This is a genomic window from Aeribacillus sp. FSL K6-3256 (assembly GCF_037965805.1).
GTDB classification, from domain to species: Bacteria; Bacillota; Bacilli; order Bacillales; family Aeribacillaceae; genus Aeribacillus; species Aeribacillus composti.
The window spans coordinates 1,923,583-1,946,522 of sequence record NZ_CP150188.1 but is presented as its reverse complement, the minus strand read 5'-3'; the positions used below and the strand labels follow the sequence as shown (position 1 = coordinate 1,946,522).

Annotated in this window: 26 protein-coding genes; 19 read left to right on the top strand and 7 right to left on the bottom strand. The window is 37.7% G+C overall.

Translation table 11 applies throughout. The annotated features are described in order from the left end of the window. Positions 1-23 precede the first annotated feature (23 nt). Positions 24-410: a hypothetical protein gene (locus NSQ84_RS09325; protein WP_117017335.1), complete on the top strand. Its 387-nt coding sequence runs from the start codon at positions 24-26 to the stop codon at positions 408-410. 348 nt (positions 411-758) lie between these two features. On the opposite strand, the gene NSQ84_RS09320 is transcribed toward NSQ84_RS09325, so the two are convergent. Beyond that, the gene (locus NSQ84_RS09320) at positions 759-1,736 is read right to left on the bottom strand and encodes a LacI family DNA-binding transcriptional regulator (protein WP_327856345.1); all 978 of its coding nucleotides are present in this window, start codon (positions 1,734-1,736) and stop codon (positions 759-761) included. Between the two features lie 96 nt (positions 1,737-1,832). On the opposite strand from NSQ84_RS09320, the gene NSQ84_RS09315 reads away from it, so the two are divergent. The 6 genes from NSQ84_RS09315 to NSQ84_RS09290 all read left to right on the top strand — a co-directional run bounded on the left by NSQ84_RS09315 (position 1,833) and on the right by NSQ84_RS09290 (position 7,072). After that, the gene (locus tag NSQ84_RS09315; protein WP_157727969.1) at positions 1,833-1,976 is read left to right on the top strand and encodes a hypothetical protein; all 144 of its coding nucleotides are present in this window, start codon (positions 1,833-1,835) and stop codon (positions 1,974-1,976) included. Positions 1,977-2,541: 565 nt separating this feature from the next. Next, positions 2,542-3,483, top strand: coding sequence for a ring-cleaving dioxygenase (locus NSQ84_RS09310; RefSeq protein WP_327873939.1), 942 nt, complete (start codon positions 2,542-2,544; stop codon positions 3,481-3,483). Positions 3,484-3,524: 41 nt separating this feature from the next. Continuing rightward, positions 3,525-4,136: an alpha/beta hydrolase gene (locus NSQ84_RS09305; protein ID WP_094245877.1), complete on the top strand. Its 612-nt coding sequence runs from the start codon at positions 3,525-3,527 to the stop codon at positions 4,134-4,136. A 967-nt stretch (positions 4,137-5,103) separates the two neighbouring features. Further along, positions 5,104-5,250 (top strand): transposase, encoded by a 147-nt coding sequence (locus NSQ84_RS09300; protein ID WP_133309172.1) that lies wholly within the window; start codon positions 5,104-5,106, stop codon positions 5,248-5,250. Between the two features lie 210 nt (positions 5,251-5,460). Beyond that, positions 5,461-6,393, top strand: coding sequence for an aldo/keto reductase (locus tag NSQ84_RS09295; protein WP_339211835.1), 933 nt, complete (start codon positions 5,461-5,463; stop codon positions 6,391-6,393). A gap of 97 nt (positions 6,394-6,490) precedes the next feature. Beyond that, a complete protein-coding gene (locus NSQ84_RS09290) occupies positions 6,491-7,072 on the top strand; it encodes a TIGR00730 family Rossman fold protein (protein WP_066251226.1) in 582 nt (193 codons plus the stop codon). Between the two features lie 83 nt (positions 7,073-7,155). Here NSQ84_RS09290 and NSQ84_RS09285 read toward each other — a convergent pair whose 3' ends face one another. The 3 genes from NSQ84_RS09285 to lexA form a co-directional block, all read right to left on the bottom strand. Beyond that, complete coding sequence (locus NSQ84_RS09285; protein ID WP_066251223.1) at positions 7,156-7,740, bottom strand: lysophospholipid acyltransferase family protein; 585 nt, start codon at positions 7,738-7,740, stop codon at positions 7,156-7,158. 727 nt (positions 7,741-8,467) lie between these two features. Next, on the bottom strand, positions 8,468-9,847 hold the full coding sequence (gene gdhA, locus NSQ84_RS09280) for an NADP-specific glutamate dehydrogenase (RefSeq protein WP_094245873.1): 1,380 nt from the start codon (positions 9,845-9,847) through the stop codon (positions 8,468-8,470). A 329-nt stretch (positions 9,848-10,176) separates the two neighbouring features. Beyond that, positions 10,177-10,800: a transcriptional repressor LexA gene (gene lexA, locus NSQ84_RS09275; protein ID WP_063388299.1), complete on the bottom strand. Its 624-nt coding sequence runs from the start codon at positions 10,798-10,800 to the stop codon at positions 10,177-10,179. A 159-nt stretch (positions 10,801-10,959) separates the two neighbouring features. On the opposite strand from lexA, the gene NSQ84_RS09270 reads away from it, so the two are divergent. The 9 genes from NSQ84_RS09270 (at position 10,960) to NSQ84_RS09230 (ending at position 17,230) form a co-directional block, all read left to right on the top strand. Then, positions 10,960-11,274, top strand: a complete 315-nt coding sequence (locus NSQ84_RS09270; protein WP_063388298.1) for a LysM peptidoglycan-binding domain-containing protein — start codon at positions 10,960-10,962, stop codon at positions 11,272-11,274. Between the two features lie 18 nt (positions 11,275-11,292). Further along, positions 11,293-11,943, top strand: coding sequence for a recombinase family protein (locus NSQ84_RS09265; RefSeq protein WP_066251220.1), 651 nt, complete (start codon positions 11,293-11,295; stop codon positions 11,941-11,943). A 75-nt stretch (positions 11,944-12,018) separates the two neighbouring features. After that, positions 12,019-12,249, top strand: a complete 231-nt coding sequence (locus tag NSQ84_RS09260; RefSeq protein ID WP_063388306.1) for a DUF896 domain-containing protein — start codon at positions 12,019-12,021, stop codon at positions 12,247-12,249. A 72-nt stretch (positions 12,250-12,321) separates the two neighbouring features. After that, complete coding sequence (gene tkt / locus NSQ84_RS09255) at positions 12,322-14,331, top strand: transketolase (RefSeq protein ID WP_327873665.1); 2,010 nt, start codon at positions 12,322-12,324, stop codon at positions 14,329-14,331. 113 nt (positions 14,332-14,444) lie between these two features. Continuing rightward, positions 14,445-14,876, top strand: a complete 432-nt coding sequence (sirA, locus tag NSQ84_RS09250; RefSeq protein WP_157727967.1) for a sporulation inhibitor of replication protein SirA — start codon at positions 14,445-14,447, stop codon at positions 14,874-14,876. An 86-nt stretch (positions 14,877-14,962) separates the two neighbouring features. After that, positions 14,963-15,181 (top strand): YneF family protein, encoded by a 219-nt coding sequence (locus NSQ84_RS09245; RefSeq protein WP_063388294.1) that lies wholly within the window; start codon positions 14,963-14,965, stop codon positions 15,179-15,181. A 319-nt stretch (positions 15,182-15,500) separates the two neighbouring features. Next, on the top strand, positions 15,501-16,211 hold the full coding sequence (locus NSQ84_RS09240; protein WP_066251214.1) for a cytochrome c biogenesis protein CcdA: 711 nt from the start codon (positions 15,501-15,503) through the stop codon (positions 16,209-16,211). A gap of 127 nt (positions 16,212-16,338) precedes the next feature. Then, positions 16,339-16,695, top strand: a complete 357-nt coding sequence (locus tag NSQ84_RS09235) for a response regulator (protein WP_063387698.1) — start codon at positions 16,339-16,341, stop codon at positions 16,693-16,695. Positions 16,696-16,765: 70 nt separating this feature from the next. Next, positions 16,766-17,230: a CcdC protein domain-containing protein gene (locus tag NSQ84_RS09230; protein WP_063387697.1), complete on the top strand. Its 465-nt coding sequence runs from the start codon at positions 16,766-16,768 to the stop codon at positions 17,228-17,230. A 97-nt stretch (positions 17,231-17,327) separates the two neighbouring features. Here the strand turns inward: NSQ84_RS09230 and NSQ84_RS09225 are convergent, their stop codons facing one another. The 3 genes from NSQ84_RS09225 to NSQ84_RS09215 all read right to left on the bottom strand — a co-directional run bounded on the left by NSQ84_RS09225 (position 17,328) and on the right by NSQ84_RS09215 (position 18,801). Then, positions 17,328-17,753 (bottom strand): DUF2621 domain-containing protein, encoded by a 426-nt coding sequence (locus tag NSQ84_RS09225; protein ID WP_063387696.1) that lies wholly within the window; start codon positions 17,751-17,753, stop codon positions 17,328-17,330. Positions 17,754-17,819: 66 nt separating this feature from the next. Continuing rightward, positions 17,820-18,137 (bottom strand): hypothetical protein, encoded by a 318-nt coding sequence (locus NSQ84_RS09220; RefSeq protein WP_063387695.1) that lies wholly within the window; start codon positions 18,135-18,137, stop codon positions 17,820-17,822. A gap of 523 nt (positions 18,138-18,660) precedes the next feature. Then, entirely contained in the window at positions 18,661-18,801 is a 141-nt protein-coding gene (locus NSQ84_RS09215) for a small acid-soluble spore protein P (RefSeq protein WP_063387694.1), read from the bottom strand. A gap of 154 nt (positions 18,802-18,955) precedes the next feature. On the opposite strand from NSQ84_RS09215, the gene NSQ84_RS09210 reads away from it, so the two are divergent. The 3 genes from NSQ84_RS09210 to NSQ84_RS09200 all read left to right on the top strand — a co-directional run bounded on the left by NSQ84_RS09210 (position 18,956) and on the right by NSQ84_RS09200 (position 22,858). Next, entirely contained in the window at positions 18,956-19,219 is a 264-nt protein-coding gene (locus NSQ84_RS09210; protein WP_063387693.1) for a hypothetical protein, read from the top strand. 244 nt (positions 19,220-19,463) lie between these two features. Then, the gene (gene acnA / locus NSQ84_RS09205) at positions 19,464-22,190 is read left to right on the top strand and encodes an aconitate hydratase AcnA (protein WP_063387692.1); all 2,727 of its coding nucleotides are present in this window, start codon (positions 19,464-19,466) and stop codon (positions 22,188-22,190) included. A 158-nt stretch (positions 22,191-22,348) separates the two neighbouring features. Next, positions 22,349-22,858 (top strand): redoxin domain-containing protein, encoded by a 510-nt coding sequence (locus NSQ84_RS09200; protein WP_063387691.1) that lies wholly within the window; start codon positions 22,349-22,351, stop codon positions 22,856-22,858. Positions 22,859-22,940: the final 82 nt, after the last annotated feature.

Genomic DNA, 22,940 nt, shown 5'->3' with positions numbered 1-22,940 from the left:
GGGAGGACGGGGCATGGGAAACATTGATCAATCTGTATAAAAAGCACGCCGTTATTGATTTAATGCGATATTACACCGTGATGAATCTGTTAATGATCTTGTTGTTTTTCTTCCGTAATCTAGCGGATGTGCCTTGGCATTTAATTTTATTCGCCTTGCTGCTCGGGTTGAATTTTTTGCTGATTGGTGCGTTATTGATTTTATTGGTCAAAAATGTAGAAATGGCGTTCGGATTCATTGCCATTTATACGGTTGTCGAATACGTGACAAACGGCGAACTTATACCATGGCCGCACTTTTTTTACAAATTCAACTCGATGGTTGACGGAAATGAAGCGTTTGTTTATGCAGCAAATATTTTGAGCATCGTGATCGCAAGCTTGCTGATAAGAAGAAAATTAACGGAGTAGGAAAATTGTTTTAAAAAGCGGTTTGGGGAAATAACACTCCAATTTTAAGGATTTTCATTGCTATGCAATTGAAAACATCTGTAAGGCCATTTGTGATTGACGTACACTTTGCTGTCGGCCAAAAAGGGGAGTAAGTATGCAGACAAGTTGTTAACCAGCTTTGAGTAGTAATCGATGAATTTCACACTGAACGTCAAAAGAAAACGGAATATGGAAAAAGACGCATGCAAATCGTCAAAATGATTACAAAATCAAATGAAAAATCCTGCCAAGCTGCTTCGGTTTTTGCAGATGATCGTTTGGCAGGAATGATTTGAACTCTAAAGAGGGGGCATCCTTCTTCATGGGTTACACAGTTTTCCGCTCAATTAACCGAAAGGGGAGAGTCATCTTCTTATTTGTTTGCTCCCGTTTTTCTTTACAATGAATAATCGATTGCACCGCAAGCTTCCCCATTTTTCTTATTGGGATTTCAATAGTAGTGATTCCCATGATGTCGGCAATAGGCTGATTATCAAAGCTTAAGATGGCAATGTCTTGAGGAATCTTTATTTTATATTGTTTGGCACTTAATAAGATACCTGCTGCCACTTGATCGTTTGTAACAAAAAAGGCAGTCGGTTTTTTCTCTAAATGCTGAAGCTTTTCCATAAGCTGTTTGCCGTCAGTGATCGATAGGCATTTGTCGAAGATCCACTCGCTTCGAATCGGTTCGCCTAATTCCTTCATTTTTGTTTTATAGGCTTTTCTTCTTTTTTTACTGTTTGGCCCTTCCATTCGTCCTAAAGTAAATGCAATTTTCGTATGACCTTTCGAAATTAAATAGTCCAAACCAAACTGAAATGCCTGTTCATGCGGAATGCTCAAAGAAGGGAAATGGCTTTGGTCTGAATCTTCGCAAAGAACGATCGGTCCAGCATTTTTATATTCTTTCAATACATCAAAGGAAATGGCTCTTGAACAAAAAATGACACCATCCAATAAGGTTCCCCGCAACAATTCCAATGCTTCAAGCTCTTTTGCTGGTTCATAATTCGTTTGAAAGAGAACAAGCTGCAAATGATGCTTGATCGCTTCCTCCGAAATCCCTTCCACAATGCTGCTAAAATAAGGATGATCGATTTTAGGCAGGACGACGCCGATCAAATTTGAAAAGCCTTTAGACAAGTGGACTGCATGAATGTTCCGTTTATAGTTGATTTCTTCTATCACTTTTAAAACCGCTTCTTTTTTTTCGTCACTGACATATGGATGATTATTTAAAACTCTCGAAACCGTTGTAACAGAAACACCTGCAAGCTTTGCAATATCACGAATCGTTGCCATGAAATATCCCTTTCTTTTAAAAATCCTTGACCTGAAACGCGTTTCATACATTATGTTGATGTTGACAAAGAGATGAGTTTGAGGGGGGGGAGGAATATGATGAAAGGATTACTTATTTTAATTGGCTTATGTCTTCTTGAAATCATCTTAGCAAAATTGGCGTTAAAAGACAAAGATGCTTTGTTAATGGATTTTGCTGAGTTCTTTGAATTAGATGATAAAAAAGAAGATCAGAAATGATACCTGTCCGGTTACGGTATTCAACTTCATTTGTCTACATTTGCTAAAGCCATACGGATTTACTAATATTAAATTGCAACGGTCATTACGATCAGTCTGCAAAAAGCAATTTGCTTTTGCATGTTTTCGGTTTATCTGAAAGCAGCTGGCGGATGCCGGCTACTTTCAGGATGTTGCGTGTTCATCACCAATCTTAAATTCGACTGTGTTTGCCGAGTCATCACAAAAAAATTTATGGAACGGCCAATTGCCCTTGCTGCGGCCAGAACAACAATTTCTGTAACGATTTTGCGCGCAAGAGGAGAGGGAGGTTTCTCTTCGCATTCAAACGCTGCTCTTGCGATTGCTTTCATTTTGGTAAGGATGGTATTTTAGTGAATACGGAACGAAAAGAGATGAAAAATTCAACAGATCAGCTTTTTGACAATAAATGAAAGATTTGATAAAATTATTTTGAATTAAAAATAATTTAATTCGAGATATTTTAATTCGAAATAATGACCTATTAAAATGATTGATTTACAAAAACGAATCGCGTAAAGCAAATAATAAAGGAGAATCAAAGATGAAAAAGAAAACAGCTGGAATTCATCATATTACTGCTATTGTCGGCCATCCGCAGGAAAATATTGATTTTTATGCTGGAGTTTTAGGGCTGAGGTTAGTTAAAAAAACTGTGAATTTCGATGATCCCGGCACGTACCATTTTTATTTCGGGGATAAAGAAGGAAAGCCAGGGACACTGATTACTTTCTTTCCTTGGCCTGATGCGTATCAAGGAAAAATCGGCAATGGTCAGGTGGGTGTAACTTCTTATGTGATACCAGAAGGTTCCATGAGCTTTTGGCAAGAAAGACTAGATAAATTTAGAATTCCGTTTACAATGACAGAACGGTTTGGTGAGTCACTGCTTGCGTTTCAAGACCCGCACGGTTTGAACATTGAGCTAGTGGAACGAAAAGAAGGAGAATTAAATCAATGGGAATTTGGCCATGTCACCTCTGATGTTGCCATTAAAGGATTTGGCGGCGCCGTATTATATTCATCATTTCCTGAAAAAACGTCAGAGTTGTTGGAGAATATTTTTGGACTTCAACGAATTGGAAGGGAAGGAGATTTTATTCGTTTTCACTCTCCAAGTGAAATCGGCAATGTCGTTGATGTAAAAATTACTTCTTCCGGACGCGGCATCATGGGGGTTGGAACAGTCCATCATATCGCGCTTCGGGCAAATGACGACAACGATCAATTAGAATGGAAAACATCTTTAGAATCAAATGGATACAGGGTAACGCCAGTTCAGGATCGAAAGTATTTTCATTCTATTTATTTCAGAGAGCATGGTGAAATTTTGTTCGAAATTGCAACAGATCCTCCGGGTTTTGCAATTGATGAATCTTTAGATGCACTTGGAAAAGAATTAAAGCTTCCGGAGCGTTACGAAAAGTATCGGGAACGGTTGGAAAATAAGTTGATGCCAGTGGAAGTCCGTAACCTTGACGAATAAGAAAAGTAATGCTTAATAAACGCTGAGAAGGAGAAAAAACGATGAAACATATTTTTCAAAAAGGAAGCAATCCGGCAAAACCGACTCTCCTATTGCTGCATGGAACCGGCGGAAATGAATTTGATCTTCTTCCCATTGCAGAAATTATTGATCCAGAAGCATCGATTTTAGCTGTGCGCGGAAATGTAATTGAAAATGGAATGCCGCGTTTTTTTAAAAGACTTGCCGAAGGAGTTTTTGATGAAGAAGATCTTGTTTTCCGTACAAAGGAATTAAACTCTTTTTTAGATGAAGCAGCACAAACATATCGATTTGATCGAAATTCTGTAATCGCAATCGGTTATTCCAATGGAGCGAATATAGCAGCCAGCCTTTTATTCCATTTTCGGGATGCGCTAAATGGAGCCATCTTGCATCACCCGATGGTGCCGAGAAGAGGAATGGATCTGCCGGATCTTTCAGGAAAAAACGTTTTTATTGCAGCTGGAAAGCGTGATCAAATTTGCTCTCCTGAAGAATCAATAGAGCTTAAAACATTTTTAGAAAATAACAACGCAAATGTGCACTTGCATTGGGAAAACGGAGGACATGAGCTGACTTTATCAGAAGTTCAGGCAGCATCCAATTGGTACCGGCAGCTTTATCAAAAATAAGCTGTGAAAGATACCAATAAAAGCAAGTAAATTGGATCAAAATGTTGCCAGCAATCAATTAGCCGTCATTCCAAAATGTTTATAACAAAATGCGGAAGGAAATTGGGCGTGCTCTTCCATTTGTAAATGTTTGTCATTCTCAAGGCTCGTACATCGATATATCAAAAGAGCTGCTTAATTCCACGCAAAGCGGATCAAAAATGATCCGTAATGCAAAAAGTTTCGTCAAAGTGCGGGAGTTCTTATATTTGAAAAAATGTTTATCAATTTTGAACCTTGTGCATCAATATATTAACAGAGCCGCCGAATTCCACAAGATTTAAATAGAAAATCGTGAGCGTTCGGTGGATTTTATGAAATCAAGATAAGTATTCGCAAAATAAATGTTTTGACAGAGGCACTAATTTGCAATTTTTCAGTAATGCTTTATTCTGTTTTAATTAATTGATATAATTGCCGAAAAAAGAATATCGTTCTAAATAAAAAGATTGAAAGTAAAGGACGGAATTGCTTTCAAGCAAACAGTGGGGCTGTCCGATGAGTTGCTAAAATGAAAGATTTTGAGAAATACAACTGTGAAGGACAAAAATAATGAAATAAAATTTATAAATGTTCTTTATAGAGGCAATGAAGTCCAACAAGAAGCGATTGTATGTGCTGAATGTCCGTCATAAAACTTTTGAAGAACCTAATGAAGAAAGAGAGCAAAAGAAAAATCCTTCATAAGACTTCTGAAGGATATAAACAAGATTGAAAAAAATTGTATGTCCGATAAGTCCATAAAATAAAGAGGCTGTTCAGAAAGTCAAAATCCATTGAAAACCGAACATCATAAACATTGATATATCAACATTTCTAAAACATTAAAGGGGCGTCTAAAAGCCGGAAAATCGACTTATGATATGCTCCCCTTAAGGTAGACAGATTAAAATATAAAAAATCTGTTTTACCTTAGGGGGAGTTTTCTATGTATAAGCAATATACTACAGAGTTCAAACTTGAAGTTTTACTTGCATATGAAAACCGAGAATGTACTATTCAAGAGCTTTGTAAAAGGTATCAAATAGACAGCCCCCTCTTTATTTTGTTATTGCAGCAGGCTGCAATCGCTTAAGATATTTTTATGCTGCTTTAGACAACCTCAAGAATTTGAACATAATGGAACAAACAATAAACAGTCGAGCAACTGCTGCTTGAAAATGAATAAAAGAATCCTTTCATAATTTCATTTGTAAAGCCATAATAATATTTAATAGCTTATTAGTTAAAAACTGATTTTTCTGATAGAATTTGTTATAATGTTAACGAAAGGAGTTGAAATATTGTGACAAAAAAGACTAGATTAGGCAAGACCGATATATATGTGAACCCAATCGGGCTTGGAACAAATGCTGTTGGCGGGCACAACATTTTTCCAAACCTTGACGATGAAACTGGGAAAGAAATCGTTCGTACAGCTTTGGATCATGGAATAAATTTTTTGGATACGGCATTTTATTACGGTCCTGAGCGTTCGGAAGAAATTATCGGTGAAGTCGTCAAGGAGTTTGGCCGTCGTGATGAAGTAGTCATTGCTACTAAAGGTGCTCACAAATTTGTAGACGGAAAAGTTGTTCTTGATAACTCTCCCGATTTCCTTCGCGAGTCGGTCGAGGGCAGCCTGAAACGCTTAAAAACGGATTACATAGATTTATATTACATTCATTTCCCGGACGAAACGACACCGAAGGATGAAGCTGTCGGTGAATTGAAGAAGCTTAAGGATGAAGGGAAAATTCGTGCGATCGGTGTATCGAATTTCTCGCTCGAACAATTAAAAGAAGCGAACAAAGATGGGTATGTCGATGTAATTCAGTCCGAATATAACTTATTTAAACGACAAGCAGAAAAAGATTTGCTTCCTTACACGGCGGAAAATGGAATATCGTTTATACCATATTTTCCACTTGCCTCAGGTCTATTAAGCGGAAAATATTCGAAAGATGAGAAGTTCAATGATTCACGTGCACAAAATCCTTTATTTCTAGGGGAAGCATTTGCGCGTAATCTCGAAAAAGTCGAGCAATTGCGTCCAATCGCAGAAGCGAAAAATGCTGAAATTGCTCACGTTGTGCTAGCATGGTATTTAACGGTCGATTCCATCGATGCGATCATCCCTGGTGCGAAGAAGCCGGAACAGGTACTTGACAATTTAAAAACGTTAGATGTCCAGTTAACAAAGGAAGAAATAGAGAAAATCAGTAAGATTTTTCAATAATTTTGTAATAAAGCTGTGATGGAAATATCCCATTCACAGCTTTTAATAGGACTTTCTCATTCGTCAGAACGTTTAGAGAAGAAGCAGGAGTGGTAATATGAGACGTGTTTGTGTTTTTGCAGGATCGAATCCGGGAACAAATCCTAAGTATAAAGAAGCAGCTATCAAACTAGGAGAAGAATTGGTAAAAAACAGGCTTGAGCTCGTATATGGAGGCTCCAGCATTGGTCTGATGGGAGTGATTGCAAACACCGTATTAGAGTTAGGAGGCACCGTATTGGGCGTTATGCCGACGAATTTATTTCAAGGAGAGGTTGTCCACAAGCATCTCACTCAGCTTTATGAAGTCAATGATATGCATGAGCGGAAAGCAAAAATGGGAGAGCTTTCAGATGCGTTCATTGCTCTTCCCGGAGGCTATGGTACTTTTGAGGAAATATTTGAAGCGGTTAGCTGGGGGCAGCTTGGGATTCATGAAAAGCCTGTGGCGTTGTTAAATATCGATGACTATTACACGCCGGTAAAACAGATGATTGAGAATGCGGTAGAGGGAGGCTTCATGCCTGAAACGCATAAACAGTTTATGATTTTTGCAGACAATCCCTCTATATTAATAGATAAACTTCGTGCGTACAAACCGCCTTTGAAGACAAATAAGTGGATCGAACTAGATCGATAAATGAAAATATCAGAACTTTACTTCGCCTTTAGCTTTCTGATCAGTTTGTCTAAAAATGACAAGCTGATCAGAAACGTCAATGTTTAGTCGTTTATGCTTTTTTCAAGAGCTTTCAGCTTATGTTCAAGCTGTTGAAGCGCATCATCAATTTGATTTGCATTTTTCTCTAAATAGATTGGTTCGCCAAATGCAACGACAGCTTTTTTTCCGGCAAAAAAATCTTTTAAACTTTTTGGACCATGATAGGTTGCAGGCAATATGGGAACGCCGGCTTTCATCGCAATTGTAACCGCGCCTCTTTTTAAAGGAACTTCCTCGTCTGTTCTTGTGCCGCTCGGGAAAATTCCAACAACTTTATTTTCTTTTAACAGTTTCAAAGGAATTTTTAGTGCGCTCGGTCCAGGATTTTCACGATTAACTGGAAAAGCATGCATCTTTTTCAAAAACCAACCTATGAGCGTGTTCTGAAACAATTCTTTTTTGGCCATATAATGGACATGAATTGGAAAAAGTGCTGCGGCGAGCAAGACTACATCTACCCAGCTGCGATGAGAGCATGTAACAATAAAACGATGGTCTGCCGGAATATGCTGCTTGCCTTTGACTTCTAGCAAACTAAAAATTTTAATGATCAATATTGCAAGTTTTCCTGCTAAATGATAAATCATTTTGTTCCCCCCGAATGACTTCCAGAAATATGTTTGCGTTGCAAAAGATCTGTATTTTCGGTTAGGGCGCATGTCGATTTTGTCTGCGTTCAGTTTAGCATTTTTACGTGATGCATGTAAAGTCGGTAGTACATCGTCAACGAATCGTCTTATCCAAAGTCAGTCAGTGAAAATACCGCCGTTTCATTGGAGGATGGGCAGCCGTATTCGGTGTTTTTTAGATGAACAAGTATTTGTGCTGAAGGTTATTGGCACTGGATAGAAGGAGCAACCATATCAATAATAAAATGCTTTAATTGGAAAAATCAATTTTAATAGCAGTTACTTTGTTTCTATAAATTTTATATTTGATGATACAAAATATTGAGAGTAAAGAAGAGAAGAAGCAGATAAACAAACATCAGTGCAATCTGCCTTTTTTATTTAAAAAGCAAGAGATAATCAATCCAGGCATCAGCGTAAAAAAATATGTAAGAAAATCTGACATAAAACTTCAATTCTCTCATTGAATGGGATACACTGATAGGGAAAAATTTGATTGAATGTGGAAATAAAGAAGAGTGAATTTGGATAGATGTGATGTCAATTTCTATTTACTCAAGTTAAGATGGGGTATTATAGTGAGCATGATGAATCGCCAAAGCAGGGTAGGTAAAGCTTTAGCGATTATCATATATGTTTACTCACTATAAAGAATAAATGATGGAAATGACCATTTTTCTATCTTTTAAATGACTCCTTGTTCTACCATTGCATCAGCGACTTTTTTAAATCCTGCTATGTTAGCGCCGACGACAAGATTTCCGGAGCAGCCGTATTCATTTGCAGCGTTGACGCAATTTCGGTAAATGTTCTTCATGATATCACGTAATTTTGCGTCGACATCTTCAAAGCTCCAAGATAATCTTGCGCTGTTTTGAGCCATTTCTAATGCTGAAACAGCAACTCCGCCTGCGTTAGCAGCTTTTGCAGGTCCAAAAAGAATATTGTTTGATAAAAACACGTCGATCGCTTCTAATGTAGACGGCATGTTGGCGCCTTCTCCAACAGCTTTGAGTCCGTTGGAAACAAGGAGTTCAGCTGCTTTTTTATCGATTTCATTTTGAGTAGCGCATGGGAGGGCAATATCGCACGGAATGGACCAAATTCCGGAACAGCCTTCATAATATTCTGCATGAGGATGTTCATTTACATATTCTTTAATTCTTTTTCTTTCAACTTCTTTTAACCTTCTAACCGTTTCAAGATTAATTCCATTTTTATCAAAAATGTAGCCATCAGAGTCGCTGCATGCGACAACTTTTGCACCTAATTGTGTTGCTTTTTCAATCGCATATATGGCAACGTTCCCAGAACCAGAGACAACAACTGTGCTTCCTTTGAAGCTTAATCCATGGTCTTTAAGCATTTCTTCAACAAAATAAACAGTTCCATACCCTGTCGCTTCGGTTCTCGCTAGGCTTCCGCCGTAACCAATGCCTTTTCCGGTTAACACCCCAGCTTCAAATCCGCCGCGTATTCTTTTATATTGGCCAAACAAGTATCCGATCTCTCTTGCGCCAACTCCAATATCACCGGCAGGAACGTCAATATCTGGTCCAATATGTTTGTAAAGCTCTGTCATAAAGCTTTGTGTAAATCTCATAATTTCCCCATCTGATTTACCTTTCGGATCAAAATCAGATCCGCCTTTTCCTCCGCCGATCGGCTGCCCAGTCAATGAATTTTTGAAGATTTGTTCAAATCCTAAAAATTTAATAATGCTGGCGTTGACGGTCGGGTGAAAGCGCAAGCCTCCTTTATATGGCCCAATTGCACTATTATATTGCACTCTAAATCCGCGGTTTACACGCACTTTTCCTTCGTCATCCACCCATGGAACGCGAAAAATGATCAATCTTTCCGGCTCAACAATTCTTTCAAGTATTCCGTGCTTTATATATGTAGGATGTTGAGCAAATACAGGCACAAGCGAGTCAAATATTTCTTTTACAGCTTGAAGAAACTCAGGCTCATTCGGATTTTTTTCTTGCACGGATTGAAATACTTCATTGACATATTGCTTTGCGTTTTCCAATTCACTTTGTTTCATAAGTAATTGATTCATAGCACCTCTCCTATACCTAAAATTTAAGCAGTTAGAAGAATTCAAACAATTCAGTAAATCATCCCGGCACTGGCTAAGGAAGCGAAATCTACAATAAAAAATTCTACAACAAAATAAATCAAAAAACAATGACTGTTGAGAATTGTTGCATAATAGCTTTGCATGCAGGCGCGGAGAAGGCGCCTGAAATTTGTTTCATTGAATCTAGCTTGTCTGCATACATATTGATTAGAAAACATTTTTAAAAATTTAGCATCGCTAAGAGAGGGAATTTTGAAAATTTTATAAAAAGAAAAAGGATGCCTCACCTGTTTTGAGACATCGAATATTCAGTGTATGGAACGGTATAGCCCGATCACTTTTCCGAGTATTGTCACATTTTTTAAAATAATCGGTTCCATTGTTGGGTTTTCCGGCTGAAGCCGTATAAAGTCTTTTTCTTTGAAAAACCTTTTTACGGTCGCTTCATTGTCGTCTGTGAGCGCGACAACGATGTCGCCGTTATTGGCTGTTTGCTGTTGTCTGACAATAACTAAATCTCCGTCCAGAATGCCTGCTTCGATCATGCTTTCTCCGACTACTTCAAGCATGAAAAGTTGATCATCACCTGACGCAATATGATTCGGAAGCGGAAAATATTCTTCGATGTTTTCAACGGCAGTGATCGGAATACCAGCCGTCACTTTTCCGATGACCGGCACGTTGATCACATTGTTTGTTAGAAGGTGGCTGCCATCATCGTCCAAAATTTCAATGGCTCTCGGCTTTGTGGGGTCTCTTCTAATCAGTCCTTTGCTCTCAAGCTTTGCTAAATGCCCGTGAACAGTTGAACTGGAGGCAAGACCGACCGCTTCGCCGATTTCTCTTACAGAGGGAGGGTATCCTTTCTTTTTTACTTCCTCCTTAATGAAGTTCAAAATATCTTGTTGTCTCTTAGATAATTTTGTTGACATGTCAAGCACCTCAGTCATATCAATTTGTGTCGATTATAGCATGATTTTTCCAAAAAAGCAAACGTAAGTTCGAATATTTGCTTGACAGAAACATGTGTTCCCTTTTATACTTAAAAACAAAAAACCGAACAAATATTCTGTTTCAGGGGGCGGTTCTAAATGGATAAATTATCATGGTCTTACATCGTTTCTTTTTTCCTTGTCATCATGGCGGCAGTTTTGGCGATTTCGTATACTGGAGAAAGGGAAGAGCTCGATCATTATTTGGAGGTTCAAGTGAAGGAAGGGGACAGTTTGTGGAAAATCGCTGATGAATATAAAGAATATGACAATATGTCTCATTCAGAGTTTGTTAAATGGGTTCAGGAGCGAAACAATCTCCAAAGCCTTGTTGTAAAACCGGGGGAAACAATCGTCATTCCGATTGAAAAAAATAAATACTACAATGCTGAATATTTGGCAAACAAAGAATAACCGCAAGGAGCATTTAACATGAGAGCAGTCGTTTATGCAAGAGTCAGCACTGAAAAAGATGAGCAGGAAACATCTTTGAAAAGACAGAAGGACGAGCTGTTAAAGCTCGCAGCTGAAAACGGTATGGAAGTTGTTGAAGTGATAGAAGAAAAAGCGAGCGGGTATGATGTTGATCGTGAAGGGGTTTTTCAACTGCTGGAATTGATTGAGGAGAAAGAAATTGAAGCGGTATTAATACAGGATGAAACAAGAATTGGCAGAGGGAATGCCAAAATCGCCATTGTCCATTCCATTTTGAAACAAGGTGTGAAAATTTTCACCGCTGCCCATCGCGGGGAGATGGAACTGTCTGAATCAGACACGATGGTGCTTGAAATCATAGGAATTGTCGAAGAATATCAACGAAAAATTCATAATTTGAAAATAAAGCGGGGAATGTTGAGAGCTATACAAAATGGGTACAGGCCTGAAAAAAATTTAAAGAATAGAAATTCTTCCTATAAAAGAGAGCGAAAAGAAGTTCCGATCGAGGAGATTGACCGATTGCGGAAAAACGGCCTGACATTTTCAGAAATAGCGGCAACGTTAAGAGGATTCGGCTATGACGTTTCAAAAGCTACTGTCCATCGCAGATATCAACAATTTTTGTCAGAAAAAGGAGAATCATAGCAATAATTGTTGTCATTAGTGGTTGCATTTAGTATGATAAAAGAGCGCGGCAAAAATATACAAGGGGTTCAGCTTATGATTTCAAAAGAAAAACTTAACCGTATTAATGAACTATCTAAAAAGTCTAAGTCAGAAGGATTGACGCAAGAGGAAAAGCTTGAGCAGCAGCAATTAAGGCAGGAATATTTAGAGTCGTTTCGTCGGGATTTTCAAAACACCTTAAAAAATGTTACAGTGATTGATCCGAAAGGTAATGATGTTACACCGGAAAAATTGAAAAAATTAAAAAATAAAAGGCTGCATTAATGGATGGGGTGTTGCCTTATTACAACAATAAAGATAAGATTATAAACTGAAAATACAGATGAGAGGATGATAATGGTGACTCATTCCATTCAAGATTTATCCATCATGACGATTCGAACATTATCCATTGACGCGATTGAAAAGGCGAATTCCGGACATCCTGGAATGCCAATGGGCGCCGCACCAATGGCTTATGCGCTGTGGACGAAATTTATGAACATTAACCCTGAAAACCCTAATTGGTTTAATCGAGATCGCTTTGTTTTATCTGCCGGACATGGATCGATGCTGCTTTATAGCTTGCTTCATTTATCGGGTTATGATCTTTCCATGGATGATATTAAATCGTTTCGTCAATGGGGAAGCAAAACACCTGGACATCCTGAATACGGACATACACCTGGCGTTGACGCAACAACTGGACCATTAGGCCAAGGAATAGCAATGGCCGTTGGAATGGCGATGGCAGAACGTCATTTAGCAGCTACATATAATAAAGAAGGATACAATATTGTTGATCATTACACATACGTCATTTGCGGTGACGGTGACTTAATGGAAGGGATTTCCTCTGAAGCAGCTTCCTTAGCTGGTCACTTGAAGCTTGGACGATTAATTGTTCTTTATGATTCGAATGATATTTCCCTAGATGGGGATTTAAATAAATCATTCTCAGAAAATGTAGAAGAGCGCTTTAAATCTATGGGCTGGCAAGTGCTGCGCGTTGAGGACGGCAACAACATTGAAGAGATTTCGAAAGCCATTGAAGAAGCCAAATTGGATGAACAACGACCGACATTAATTGAAGTAAAAACAACAATCGGATATGGTTCGCCGAATAAAGCAGGCACTTCTTCCGTTCATGGTTCGCCGTTAGGCCCAGAAGAGACAAAATTGACAAAAGAAGCCTATGCATGGACATTTGAAGAAGATTTCTATGTTCCAGTAGAAGTTTATGAGCATTTTGAGAAAAATGTAAAAGAACGTGGAAAGCAGAAAGAAATTGAATGGAATAATTTGTTTGAAAAGTATGAGAAAGAATATCCTGAACTTGCAAAAGAGTTAAAGGCAGCAATCAATGGTGAATTGCCAGAAAATTGGGATCAATCTTTACCTTTTTATGAAGAAGGAAAAAGCGTTGCAACCCGTTCTTCTTCTGGAGAAGTATTAAATGCAATAGCTGAAAAAGTTCCTTATTTCTTTGGGGGATCTGCAGACTTAGCTGGATCAAACAAAACGACAATAAAAGGTTCAGGAGACTTTTCTGCGGAAGATTACAGCGGACGAAACATTTGGTTTGGTGTCAGAGAGTTTGCCATGGGAGCAGCATTGAACGGTATGGCTCTGCATGGAGGTTTACGTGTTTTTGGCGGAACGTTCTTTGTTTTCTCTGACTATTTGCGGCCAGCGATTCGTTTAGCAGCATTAATGAATCTCCCTGTAACTTACGTGTTCACTCATGACAGCATAGCGGTTGGAGAAGACGGACCAACACATGAGCCGATTGAACAATTAGCTTCTTTGAGAGCAATGCCGAATCTTTCTGTCATTCGTCCAGCTGATGGAAATGAAACAAGAGCTGCGTGGAAGGCTGCGCTTGAATCTAAATCAACACCGACTGCATTAGTATTAACGCGCCAAAATTTAGAAACTATTAAAGGTACGAAAGAAAATGCTGAAGAAGGTGTTGCAAAAGGCGCTTATGTCATTTCACCGGCGAAATCGGATCAACCGGATGCTCTTCTACTTGCATCAGGTTCAGAAGTAGCATTAGCTATTAAAGCTCAACAAATTCTTGCATCTGATGGAATTGATGTGCAAGTCGTCAGCATGCCGTCATGGGACCGTTTTGAAAAGCAATCAAAAGATTATAAAGAATCAGTTCTTCCTAGCAGCGTAACGAAGCGTCTTGCGATCGAAATGGCATCTTCGCTTGGCTGGGAGCGCTATGTCGGATCTGAAGGTGAAATCTTAGCTATCGACAAGTTTGGAGCATCTGCACCTGGGGAAAAAATTATAAGCGAGTACGGTTTTACTGTTGAAAATGTTGTCGAAAAAGTAAAAGAATTAGTTCGGAAATAATCGCCAAAATTAGTGCCTCTATCCGCCACCATAAGACAAACCTTTTACATTCCTTGCTTTATAATAGCAAAAAAGGAATGTAACAATGAGGTGAGCGCATGAGGCACTTTTATTTGTATTTGATAAAAAAGGAATTTGCTGAGCATTTTTATCATAGGGAATCGAAAATTTTTCAGTTATATCAAGAATTTTTTTGGACAAGGAAAACGCATCCTATTTTTGAACAATTGGAAAGGCAAGTCAATTATATTTCAAGAGCCATTCCCATTTCAGAAATAGATTTGCTGCTTCAGTCATTCTTGTCTCACCGAAACCATTATCAAAAGGTATCATCGATTCACGCCATCCAAATGGAAAATCAAAAAGGACAAGCTACTATGGTTTTAAAGGAACGGTATATTGAAATGATTTGTACCGGCAGCTTTGACGGTGAGTTATTGTTTTTTGATATATTGGGAAAATTTGATCCTTATTTTTTTGCCATGGATTTTACAAATGAACGATACGGGTGGCTGAGTCCGATTAAAGAAAGAAAATTTGTCTAAAGTTGCGGAAATTTGCTAATGAAATATTGTATAATGTCATATGGTTTAGTACACTGTATGATAGACAACATGAAGGAGGAAATAAGATGGAACTTTGGCTGGCGATATTAATCGCTGTTCTGGCATTACTTGCCGGCGTAGCGCTAGGCTTTTTTATCGCTCGAAAGTATATGATGAATTATTTGAAGAAAAATCCACCTATTAACGAACAAATGTTGAAAATGATGATGATGCAAATGGGAATGAAACCGTCCCAGAAGAAAATCAATCAAATGATGAAAGCGATGCAAAATCAATTAAAATAATTTCGTTTCAGGCATTATTTAATGATTTTTCATTAAATTAGTTCATGATGACCAATCATATTTTTTGACATCATGTAATTTTTATCTATACTATTTAATATATGCGTTGTTTTATACGGAATTGTGAAGTAAGAATTAGTCTTTCCTTTCTCAAGGTAAGATTAATTCTTTTTTCGTTATAAGAAGTTGTAAGAATATGGTATTCATGGCAGGAAGGTTCATTGTAATAATGTGCGGAAAATGTCAAACGTTCTTTTAAACATTTATTCAATGATCTGTTAGAATGGATGGAGGTAAATCTTTTGGAAGGAGCAGCAAAATGTCGGAAATTAATGTGTTTTTAGCATTTGGAGCAGGTTTTTTATCGTTTATTTCTCCGTGCAGCTTGCCTTTATATCCTGCTTTTTTATCGTATATAACTGGGGTATCGGTTAATGAGTTGAAAACTGAAAACGCTATGCTGCAAAAAAGAAGCTTATTACATACTTTCTTTTTTTTAGTTGGTTTTTCTGCCATTTTTATCGCAATGGGATTCGGCACATCCTTGATTGGAAACTTTTTCTTGAACTATCAAGATCTGATAAGACAAATAGGAGCGATCCTCATTATCTTTTTTGGACTTGTTATTCTCGGTGTTTTTCAACCTGATGTTTTAATGAAGGAAAGAAGGATTGAATTCAAAAATCGTCCAGCCGGATTTCTTGGATCTGTTCTGATTGGTATGGCGTTTGCAGCTGGATGGACTCCATGTACGGGCCCAATTCTTATGGTAGTAATCGGTTTAGCGGCAACCAATCCTAGTTCTGGAGTTCTGTATATGACAGCATATGTGCTAGGCTTTGCAGTACCGTTCTTTATTTTATCATTCTTCATCGGGCGGATGAATTGGATCAAAAAACATAATGTGAAAATCATGAAAATTGGAGGCATATTCATGATTTTCATGGGAATTCTGCTGTTTTTTGATTGGATGACTAAAATTATTAATTGGATGAACAAAATTCTTATATTTTTACCAACCGGGTTTTAATTTTTAGTCATTTAAGAGAAAAACGAGATTTTTGACAATATTTTAAACCTCTCGGTACTTTTTTGTGACAGAAAGTAGTATAATATCAAAGGATTTAGTTTGCGAGGATAATTGAGGTGGAATTAATTTGAAAGCATTGATCGTTGACGATGCGAAATTTTTAAGGGAAACATTAAAGGACATTTTGAAAAAGCATAGTATTGAGGTTGTTGCAGAAGGGGAAAACGGCATCGAAGCGGTACAATTATACAAACAATTACAACCAGATGTATTAATCACAGATATCACAATGCCGAAAATGAACGGCATTGAGGCTATTACAAAAATTAAACAGGAATTTCCGGATGCGAAAATCATTATCTGTTCGGCAATGGGACAGCAAAAAATGGTTATCGAAGCGATAGAAGCAGGAGCACTCGATTTTATTACAAAGCCTTTTGATGAAGATCGTGTGATGGAAGCCATCAAAAGAGTTATGAATTAGCCTTTTCATTTTGCTTTTTTTTCTATAATATTATTAAAGAAAGAAGCTGAAAATAAAAGGATGGTTCTGCATGGTCATTTGGTCTTCTATTACGGCTGTATTAATGGGCATTGTCGTAATTATGATCAGAACAAAGGCTGCTAAAAAGCCGGCGACAGCGAAAAAAATTATTTTGCCTCCGATCTTTATGAGCACTGGAGCCCTTATGTATTTATTTCCGCAATTCCGCATAACGCCGATGGAAATTTTGGAGGCGTTGACAGTCGGGCTGATTTTTTCGATTTTTTTAATAAAAACCTCTACTTTTGAAGTTCGGGGAGAAGAAATCTATTTAAAAAGGTCAAAAGCTTTTGTTTACATTTTGATTGGTCTGTTAGTTGTACGAATTCTGCTAAAATCTTATTTAAGCGCGTCTATCGATGTTGGCGAATTAAGCGGTATGTTCTGGCTGCTGGCTTTTGGAATGATTGTTCCTTGGAGAATTGCGATGTTCATTTCGTATAAAAAACTGAAAAATCAACTGAACGGAACGTAAAAAATACATATAGCTGCCGGCTGTTTAAAGCAGGTTACCGTTTATTCCATATAAATAAGCCTTTCGGGACAAATCCCCGAAAGGCTTATGTTTTTGTTTAAAAGAGTGCTTCATATTTGGAATAGTCGATATTTTTTTCTTTTAGTCTTTTAATTAAAAATTTATGGTCCCGTTTTGGAGTTGCGATAATATAGCCTCGAATGACTAAATCTTGCGTAATAGATGGAGCTTTTTCTTCTAATGCCAGTTGACCGATTTTTGCTGCGATTTTTTGTCTGGCAACATCGCGGAAAAGCTCTGGAACCGGTGCAACCAATTCTTCTAACAACGCCTTTTGTTCCTCTGACCATAAATGCCGAGTCTGTTGAATATAATACTCTTCCCAATCAAGTTCAGATTTTCCGTCTTCTTTCGGCAGCCGTTTCAAAAATTTGCGAAACATGAAGAAGCCGCCAATCGATAACATAGTTATAAGAAACACAACCCATATGAGAATAAACCATAAAAACCAGCCTTCAAGCATGAAATCACCCCCATCGCCTTAACATTTCCATTAATTCGTGCACTTCGGCGAAGTTGATGAAAACCGTTAAGGATTAATCGACTCATATGCATCTATCAATTCTTTTACAGCACGTCTCACAGCTTCTAATTTCTTTTTATGACGGCCGACAGAAAAGCAGTCATTAATTTCCGCGAAAACTTGGTATTCAACTGCATCACGGTAAATACTGATTTTAATATCGCCTGATTTGGAAGGATAAATTAACATTTCATATAAACGCCCGTTCATGACAGCCTCCAGACTTAAAAATTTTATATTATCAATATCTGTCATTTGCTGAAAAAAAGCTTCCATTTTCACCTTACTATATTTTATGATAGATTCCACTTTCATTTCAATCATTTGTCATCAACTTTTTATTATTAACAAAAACATTGTTCTAAATGAAAAATAGATATAACTTAAAAATTCGTCATTAAAGAAAAACCATAAACGAAGGATTTCCGCAAGACATAATATGTAGAAAAGACGTGTATAAATTCAAAACTGCGGCAGTCCAGAAAGTCAAATTCTCATTGAAAACATAAACATCATTTCAACATTTCTATAAGATGAAAGGGGACGTCTATAAGCCGAAGAAAGACTTATGATATGCTTAAAAGCCATAGTATGACAAGAGTTGGACGATGCATTGATAACGGCCTAATGGAATCTTTTTGGGGAACCTTATAATGTGAAAGAGGGATATGAAACGTTTGAAGCGTTACAACAGACCATTAAGGAATATTCAGTTTTATAATAACGAACGTTATCAAAAAAATTAAACGGCTTAAGCCCATTAGAATGTAGAGCTCAAGCCGCTTAAAGCATTTTTATTATTTCCGCTGTCTACTTGGGGACATTTCAATTAAACATCCCCATTTTTTTATAAATCATGCTCCGAGTTATGTTTTTGGCGGCTATGATTTCGATTTTTTATTTTTTTCGATCCAGATAACGGCTCTGGCTGTCCCTTCCGATTTTGAACGTTTTGTTTTTGATCATTTTGTACTTGATCTTTTGCCATATACATCGCTCCTTAATATTTAATAGTAAAGAATAGCATTGTTATCTTTCGTCGTTTAGTTTGAATGATTTTGAAATCATTCATTCATTTTAGAATAAATTGATTTCTTGAAAAAAACACTATAGAAGATAAAAAAACGAAAGGAGTGCTATATTTGCCGTACCATAAAAATAAAAAACAAGCATTTGATGCAGTGCAACAAGGAATGGTGGAAGTTCATAAAGTACATGTCAATCTAACGAAAAACAGTTCTGATTATGGACATCAGCTAAAGCATCTTCGCCAGGAAATTAATGAGGCGTATGAACAAATTCAAAATGCATTGGAAGTTGCATCGGAAACGCAGAGAAAGCATTTAGAACAGTACAAGCGCGATTTAGATCGAATTGTGCAGGAAGTGAATTTGGATGAGACTTGAAAGCGGCGGAGCTTCCGTCGTTTTTCACTATTTTTTCTCTTATACGAACGTTTTCATTAGCAAGAAAAATTATACTGAAAATATTTAAATTTTTTAGTGAAATAAGCATTTCTTATAATAATTGATAACATCATTGATATTTACTTATCATAAAAAGTATATTAAGATTTAAATGTGTGATGTTTAAAGTGGGGAGATATTCGGCATTTTTGTCGAAATTACGTTTAAAGGGGGATAAAATGACATGTCACAGCAACAGTTAGAGAAAAATGACGTTTTCCGTGCAAGAAAAAGCTTTTCAATTAACGGAAAAACGTACAACTACTATTCATTAAAAGCGCTAGAAGATGCAGGAATTGGTCAAGTTTCCCGTTTGCCTTATTCAATCAAAGTTCTTTTGGAATCAGTCCTGCGCCAAGTGGATGGACGAGTTATTACAAAAGAACATGTTGAAAACCTTGCGAAATGGGGAACAGATGAAATTAAAAATTTGGATGTTCCATTTAAACCATCTCGTGTCATTTTGCAAGACTTCACCGGCGTTCCTGCTGTCGTTGATTTAGCTTCATTAAGAAAAGCGATGGCTGACATGGGCGGAGATCCACAAAAAATCAATCCGGAAAAGCCTGTTGATCTTGTTATCGACCATTCTGTTCAAGTGGATCGTGCCGGAACAGATGATGCGCTGCAATATAACATGAATCTTGAATTCGAACGAAATGCTGAAAGATATAAATTTTTAAATTGGGCTCAAAAAGCATTTGACAACTACCGTGCTGTTCCGCCAGCAACAGGTATTGTCCACCAAGTAAACTTGGAATATTTAGCAAGCGTTGTCCATGCGGTTGAAGGTGAAAATGGAGAATACGAAACATATCCTGATACGTTAGTTGGAACAGACTCCCATACAACCATGATTAACGGACTCGGTGTTTTAGGTTGGGGTGTCGGCGGAATCGAAGCTGAAGCTGGAATGCTTGGACAGCCTTCCTATTTCCCTGTACCTGAAGTCATCGGAGTAAGACTTGTTGGCGAGCTGCCTAACGGAACAACAGCAACAGATTTAGCCCTTAAAGTAACTCAAGTACTGCGTCAAAAAGGCGTGGTAGGAAAATTTGTGGAGTTTTTCGGCCCTGGTGTTGCAAAGCTTCCGCTTGCTGACCGTGCTACTATTGCGAATATGGCGCCTGAATACGGAGCAACATGCGGATTTTTCCCTGTTGATAATGAATCGCTTGAATATTTGCGTTTAACTGGTCGCGATGAAGAGCATGTAAAAGTAGTGGAAACATATTGTAAAGAAAACGGTTTATTCTTCACGCCTGAAGCAGAGGATCCTATTTTTACGGATGTAGTTGAAATCGATCTTTCTCAAATTGAAGCAAATCTTTCCGGTCCGAAGCGTCCTCAAGATTTAATTCCTCTTTCAAAAATGAAAGAAGAATTTCATAGAGCTCTTACAGCTCCGCAAGGAAACCAAGGATTTGGCTTGCAGCCGGAAGAACTTAATAAGGAAGTAACGGTTGAATTTGCGAATGGCGAAAAAACAACAATGAAAACGGGTGCAGTCGTTATTGCGGCGATTACAAGCTGTACGAATACGTCAAACCCATATGTTTTAGTAGGCGCTGGTCTCGTTGCAAAAAAAGCTGTTGAAAAAGGATTGACTGTTCCGAAATATGTAAAAACATCATTGGCACCTGGTTCAAAAGTTGTAACCGGTTATCTTCAAAATTCTGGCTTAATGCCTTATCTTGAAAAATTAGGGTTTAACCTTGTCGGTTACGGATGTACAACTTGTATCGGGAACTCTGGACCGCTTGCAGATGAAATTGAAAAAGCGATCGCTGAAAATGATTTGCTCGTCACATCTGTTCTTTCCGGAAACCGGAACTTTGAAGGCCGTATTCATCCGCTCGTGAAAGGTAACTATTTAGCTTCACCGCCTCTAGTTGTTGCTTATGCATTAGCAGGGACTGTTGACATTGATTTACTGAATGATCCAATCGGAAAGGATCAAAACGGAAGCGATGTTTACTTTAAAGATATTTGGCCTTCAATGGAAGAAATTAATGAAGTTGTGAAACAAACTGTTACACCAGAATTATTCCGTAAAGAATATGAACGTGTATTTGATGATAACGAACGCTGGAATGCCATTGAAACAACAGATGAGCCATTATATCAATGGGACGAAGAGTCTACTTATATCCAAAATCCGCCATTCTTTGAAGGATTGTCTCCTGAGCCTGGTAAAGTAGAACCGTTGAAAGGGCTTCGCGTTGTTGGAAAATTCGGTGATTCTGTCACAACAGACCACATTTCTCCAGCAGGTGCGATTGGCAAAGATACTCCTGCAGGCCAATACTTGCTGTCTAAAGGTGTATCGCCAAGAGATTTCAACTCTTACGGTTCAAGACGCGGAAACCACGAAGTAATGATGAGAGGTACGTTTGCAAACATCCGCATTCGCAACCAAATTGCACCAGGAACTGAAGGCGGATATACAACGTACTGGCCGACAGGCGAAGTAATGTCTATTTATGACGCTTGCATGAAATATAAACAGGACGGAACAGGACTTGTTGTACTGGCAGGAAAAGATTACGGAATGGGAAGCTCTCGCGACTGGGCTGCTAAAGGAACGAACTTATTGGGAATCAAAACGGTCATCGCTGAAAGCTTCGAACGTATTCACCGTTCTAATCTTGTTCTTATGGGTGTTCTTCCGCTTCAGTTTAAAGAAGGCGAAAATGCGGAAACACTTGGTTTAACCGGTAAAGAAGTATTGGATGTTCACATTGATGAATCGGTAAAACCGCGCGATTACATCAAAGTAACGGCAACTGATGAGAACGGAAACAAAAAAGAGTTTGAAGTATTAGTTCGCTTTGACAGTGAAGTTGAAATTGATTACTACCGACATGGCGGAATTTTACAAATGGTATTAAGAGAAAGATTAAAAGGATAATAATTGAAAAAAAGCGGGAACTGTTCATAGTTCCCGTTATTTTTTGGCTAAAATTAGACAATTGATATGAAATACTGTTTTTTTCACAAAAATAATATATGATGAAATTGGGCATCATTTCGAAATGCTATCGTATTGAATCAGAGGTGTTATGGTTTATGAAACAAAAGCTTGCTGTTTTTTTATTAATCGTATTAGCAGCGATTGCAGTATGGCAATGGATCAATTCCCAGAAGGAAACAGTCGGTTTAGAGATAGGAAACAAAGCTCCGAATTTTGAAGTGACGACTTTGGATGGAGAAAAGAAATCGCTTTCCGATTTTTATGGAAAAAAAGTACTTTTAAACTTTTGGGCCACTTGGTGTCCACCATGTAAAAAAGAAATGCCGATCATGCAAAAAATATATGAAAAGCATCAAGATGAAATAACGATTGTCGCGGTTAACTTTACTGCCAGTGAGAAAAGTGCAAAAGATGTTGAAAATTTTGTTCAACAGGCTGGATTTACGTTTCCGATATTACTTGATCCAAAAAATAAAATGAACAGTGGATATAAAATTCTTACATATCCGACGTCATTTTTTCTTGATGAAAATGGAGTCATACAAGATAAAGTAGTGGGAGAATTAAATGAAAAAACGATAAAAGAAAAACTAAACCTGAAATAAAAAGACGCTGATTTCCTTTCGGGAATCAAAAAGAATCGGCTGACTTTGCCGATTTTTTCTTTTTGCAAAAGAAGAGTTTTTT

Excerpts from the sequence above, each read along its gene's own strand:
- NSQ84_RS09240 (WP_066251214.1), top strand. The coding sequence starts at position 15,501 with ATGTCGGAAATTAATGTGTTTTTAGCATTTGGAGCAGGTTTTTTATCG.
- NSQ84_RS09230 (WP_063387697.1), top strand. The coding sequence starts at position 16,766 with ATGGTCATTTGGTCTTCTATTACGGCTGTATTAATGGGCATTGTCGTA.
- NSQ84_RS09200 (WP_063387691.1), top strand. The coding sequence starts at position 22,349 with ATGAAACAAAAGCTTGCTGTTTTTTTATTAATCGTATTAGCAGCGATT.
- NSQ84_RS09320 (WP_327856345.1), bottom strand. The coding sequence starts at position 1,736 with ATGGCAACGATTCGTGATATTGCAAAGCTTGCAGGTGTTTCTGTTACA.
- NSQ84_RS09300 (WP_133309172.1), top strand. The coding sequence starts at position 5,104 with ATGTATAAGCAATATACTACAGAGTTCAAACTTGAAGTTTTACTTGCA.
- NSQ84_RS09315 (WP_157727969.1), top strand. The coding sequence starts at position 1,833 with ATGATGAAAGGATTACTTATTTTAATTGGCTTATGTCTTCTTGAAATC.
- NSQ84_RS09305 (WP_094245877.1), top strand. The coding sequence starts at position 3,525 with ATGAAACATATTTTTCAAAAAGGAAGCAATCCGGCAAAACCGACTCTC.
- NSQ84_RS09260 (WP_063388306.1), top strand. The coding sequence starts at position 12,019 with ATGATTTCAAAAGAAAAACTTAACCGTATTAATGAACTATCTAAAAAG.
- NSQ84_RS09265 (WP_066251220.1), top strand. The coding sequence starts at position 11,293 with ATGAGAGCAGTCGTTTATGCAAGAGTCAGCACTGAAAAAGATGAGCAG.
- gdhA (WP_094245873.1), bottom strand. The coding sequence starts at position 9,847 with ATGAATCAATTACTTATGAAACAAAGTGAATTGGAAAACGCAAAGCAA.
- NSQ84_RS09225 (WP_063387696.1), bottom strand. The coding sequence starts at position 17,753 with ATGCTTGAAGGCTGGTTTTTATGGTTTATTCTCATATGGGTTGTGTTT.
- acnA (WP_063387692.1), top strand. The coding sequence starts at position 19,464 with ATGTCACAGCAACAGTTAGAGAAAAATGACGTTTTCCGTGCAAGAAAA.
- NSQ84_RS09310 (WP_327873939.1), top strand. The coding sequence starts at position 2,542 with ATGAAAAAGAAAACAGCTGGAATTCATCATATTACTGCTATTGTCGGC.
- lexA (WP_063388299.1), bottom strand. The coding sequence starts at position 10,800 with ATGTCAACAAAATTATCTAAGAGACAACAAGATATTTTGAACTTCATT.
- NSQ84_RS09245 (WP_063388294.1), top strand. The coding sequence starts at position 14,963 with ATGGAACTTTGGCTGGCGATATTAATCGCTGTTCTGGCATTACTTGCC.
- NSQ84_RS09285 (WP_066251223.1), bottom strand. The coding sequence starts at position 7,740 with ATGATTTATCATTTAGCAGGAAAACTTGCAATATTGATCATTAAAATT.
- NSQ84_RS09215 (WP_063387694.1), bottom strand. The coding sequence starts at position 18,801 with ATGGCAAAAGATCAAGTACAAAATGATCAAAAACAAAACGTTCAAAAT.
- NSQ84_RS09220 (WP_063387695.1), bottom strand. The coding sequence starts at position 18,137 with ATGATTGAAATGAAAGTGGAATCTATCATAAAATATAGTAAGGTGAAA.
- NSQ84_RS09290 (WP_066251226.1), top strand. The coding sequence starts at position 6,491 with ATGAGACGTGTTTGTGTTTTTGCAGGATCGAATCCGGGAACAAATCCT.
- NSQ84_RS09270 (WP_063388298.1), top strand. The coding sequence starts at position 10,960 with ATGGATAAATTATCATGGTCTTACATCGTTTCTTTTTTCCTTGTCATC.
- tkt (WP_327873665.1), top strand. The coding sequence starts at position 12,322 with ATGGTGACTCATTCCATTCAAGATTTATCCATCATGACGATTCGAACA.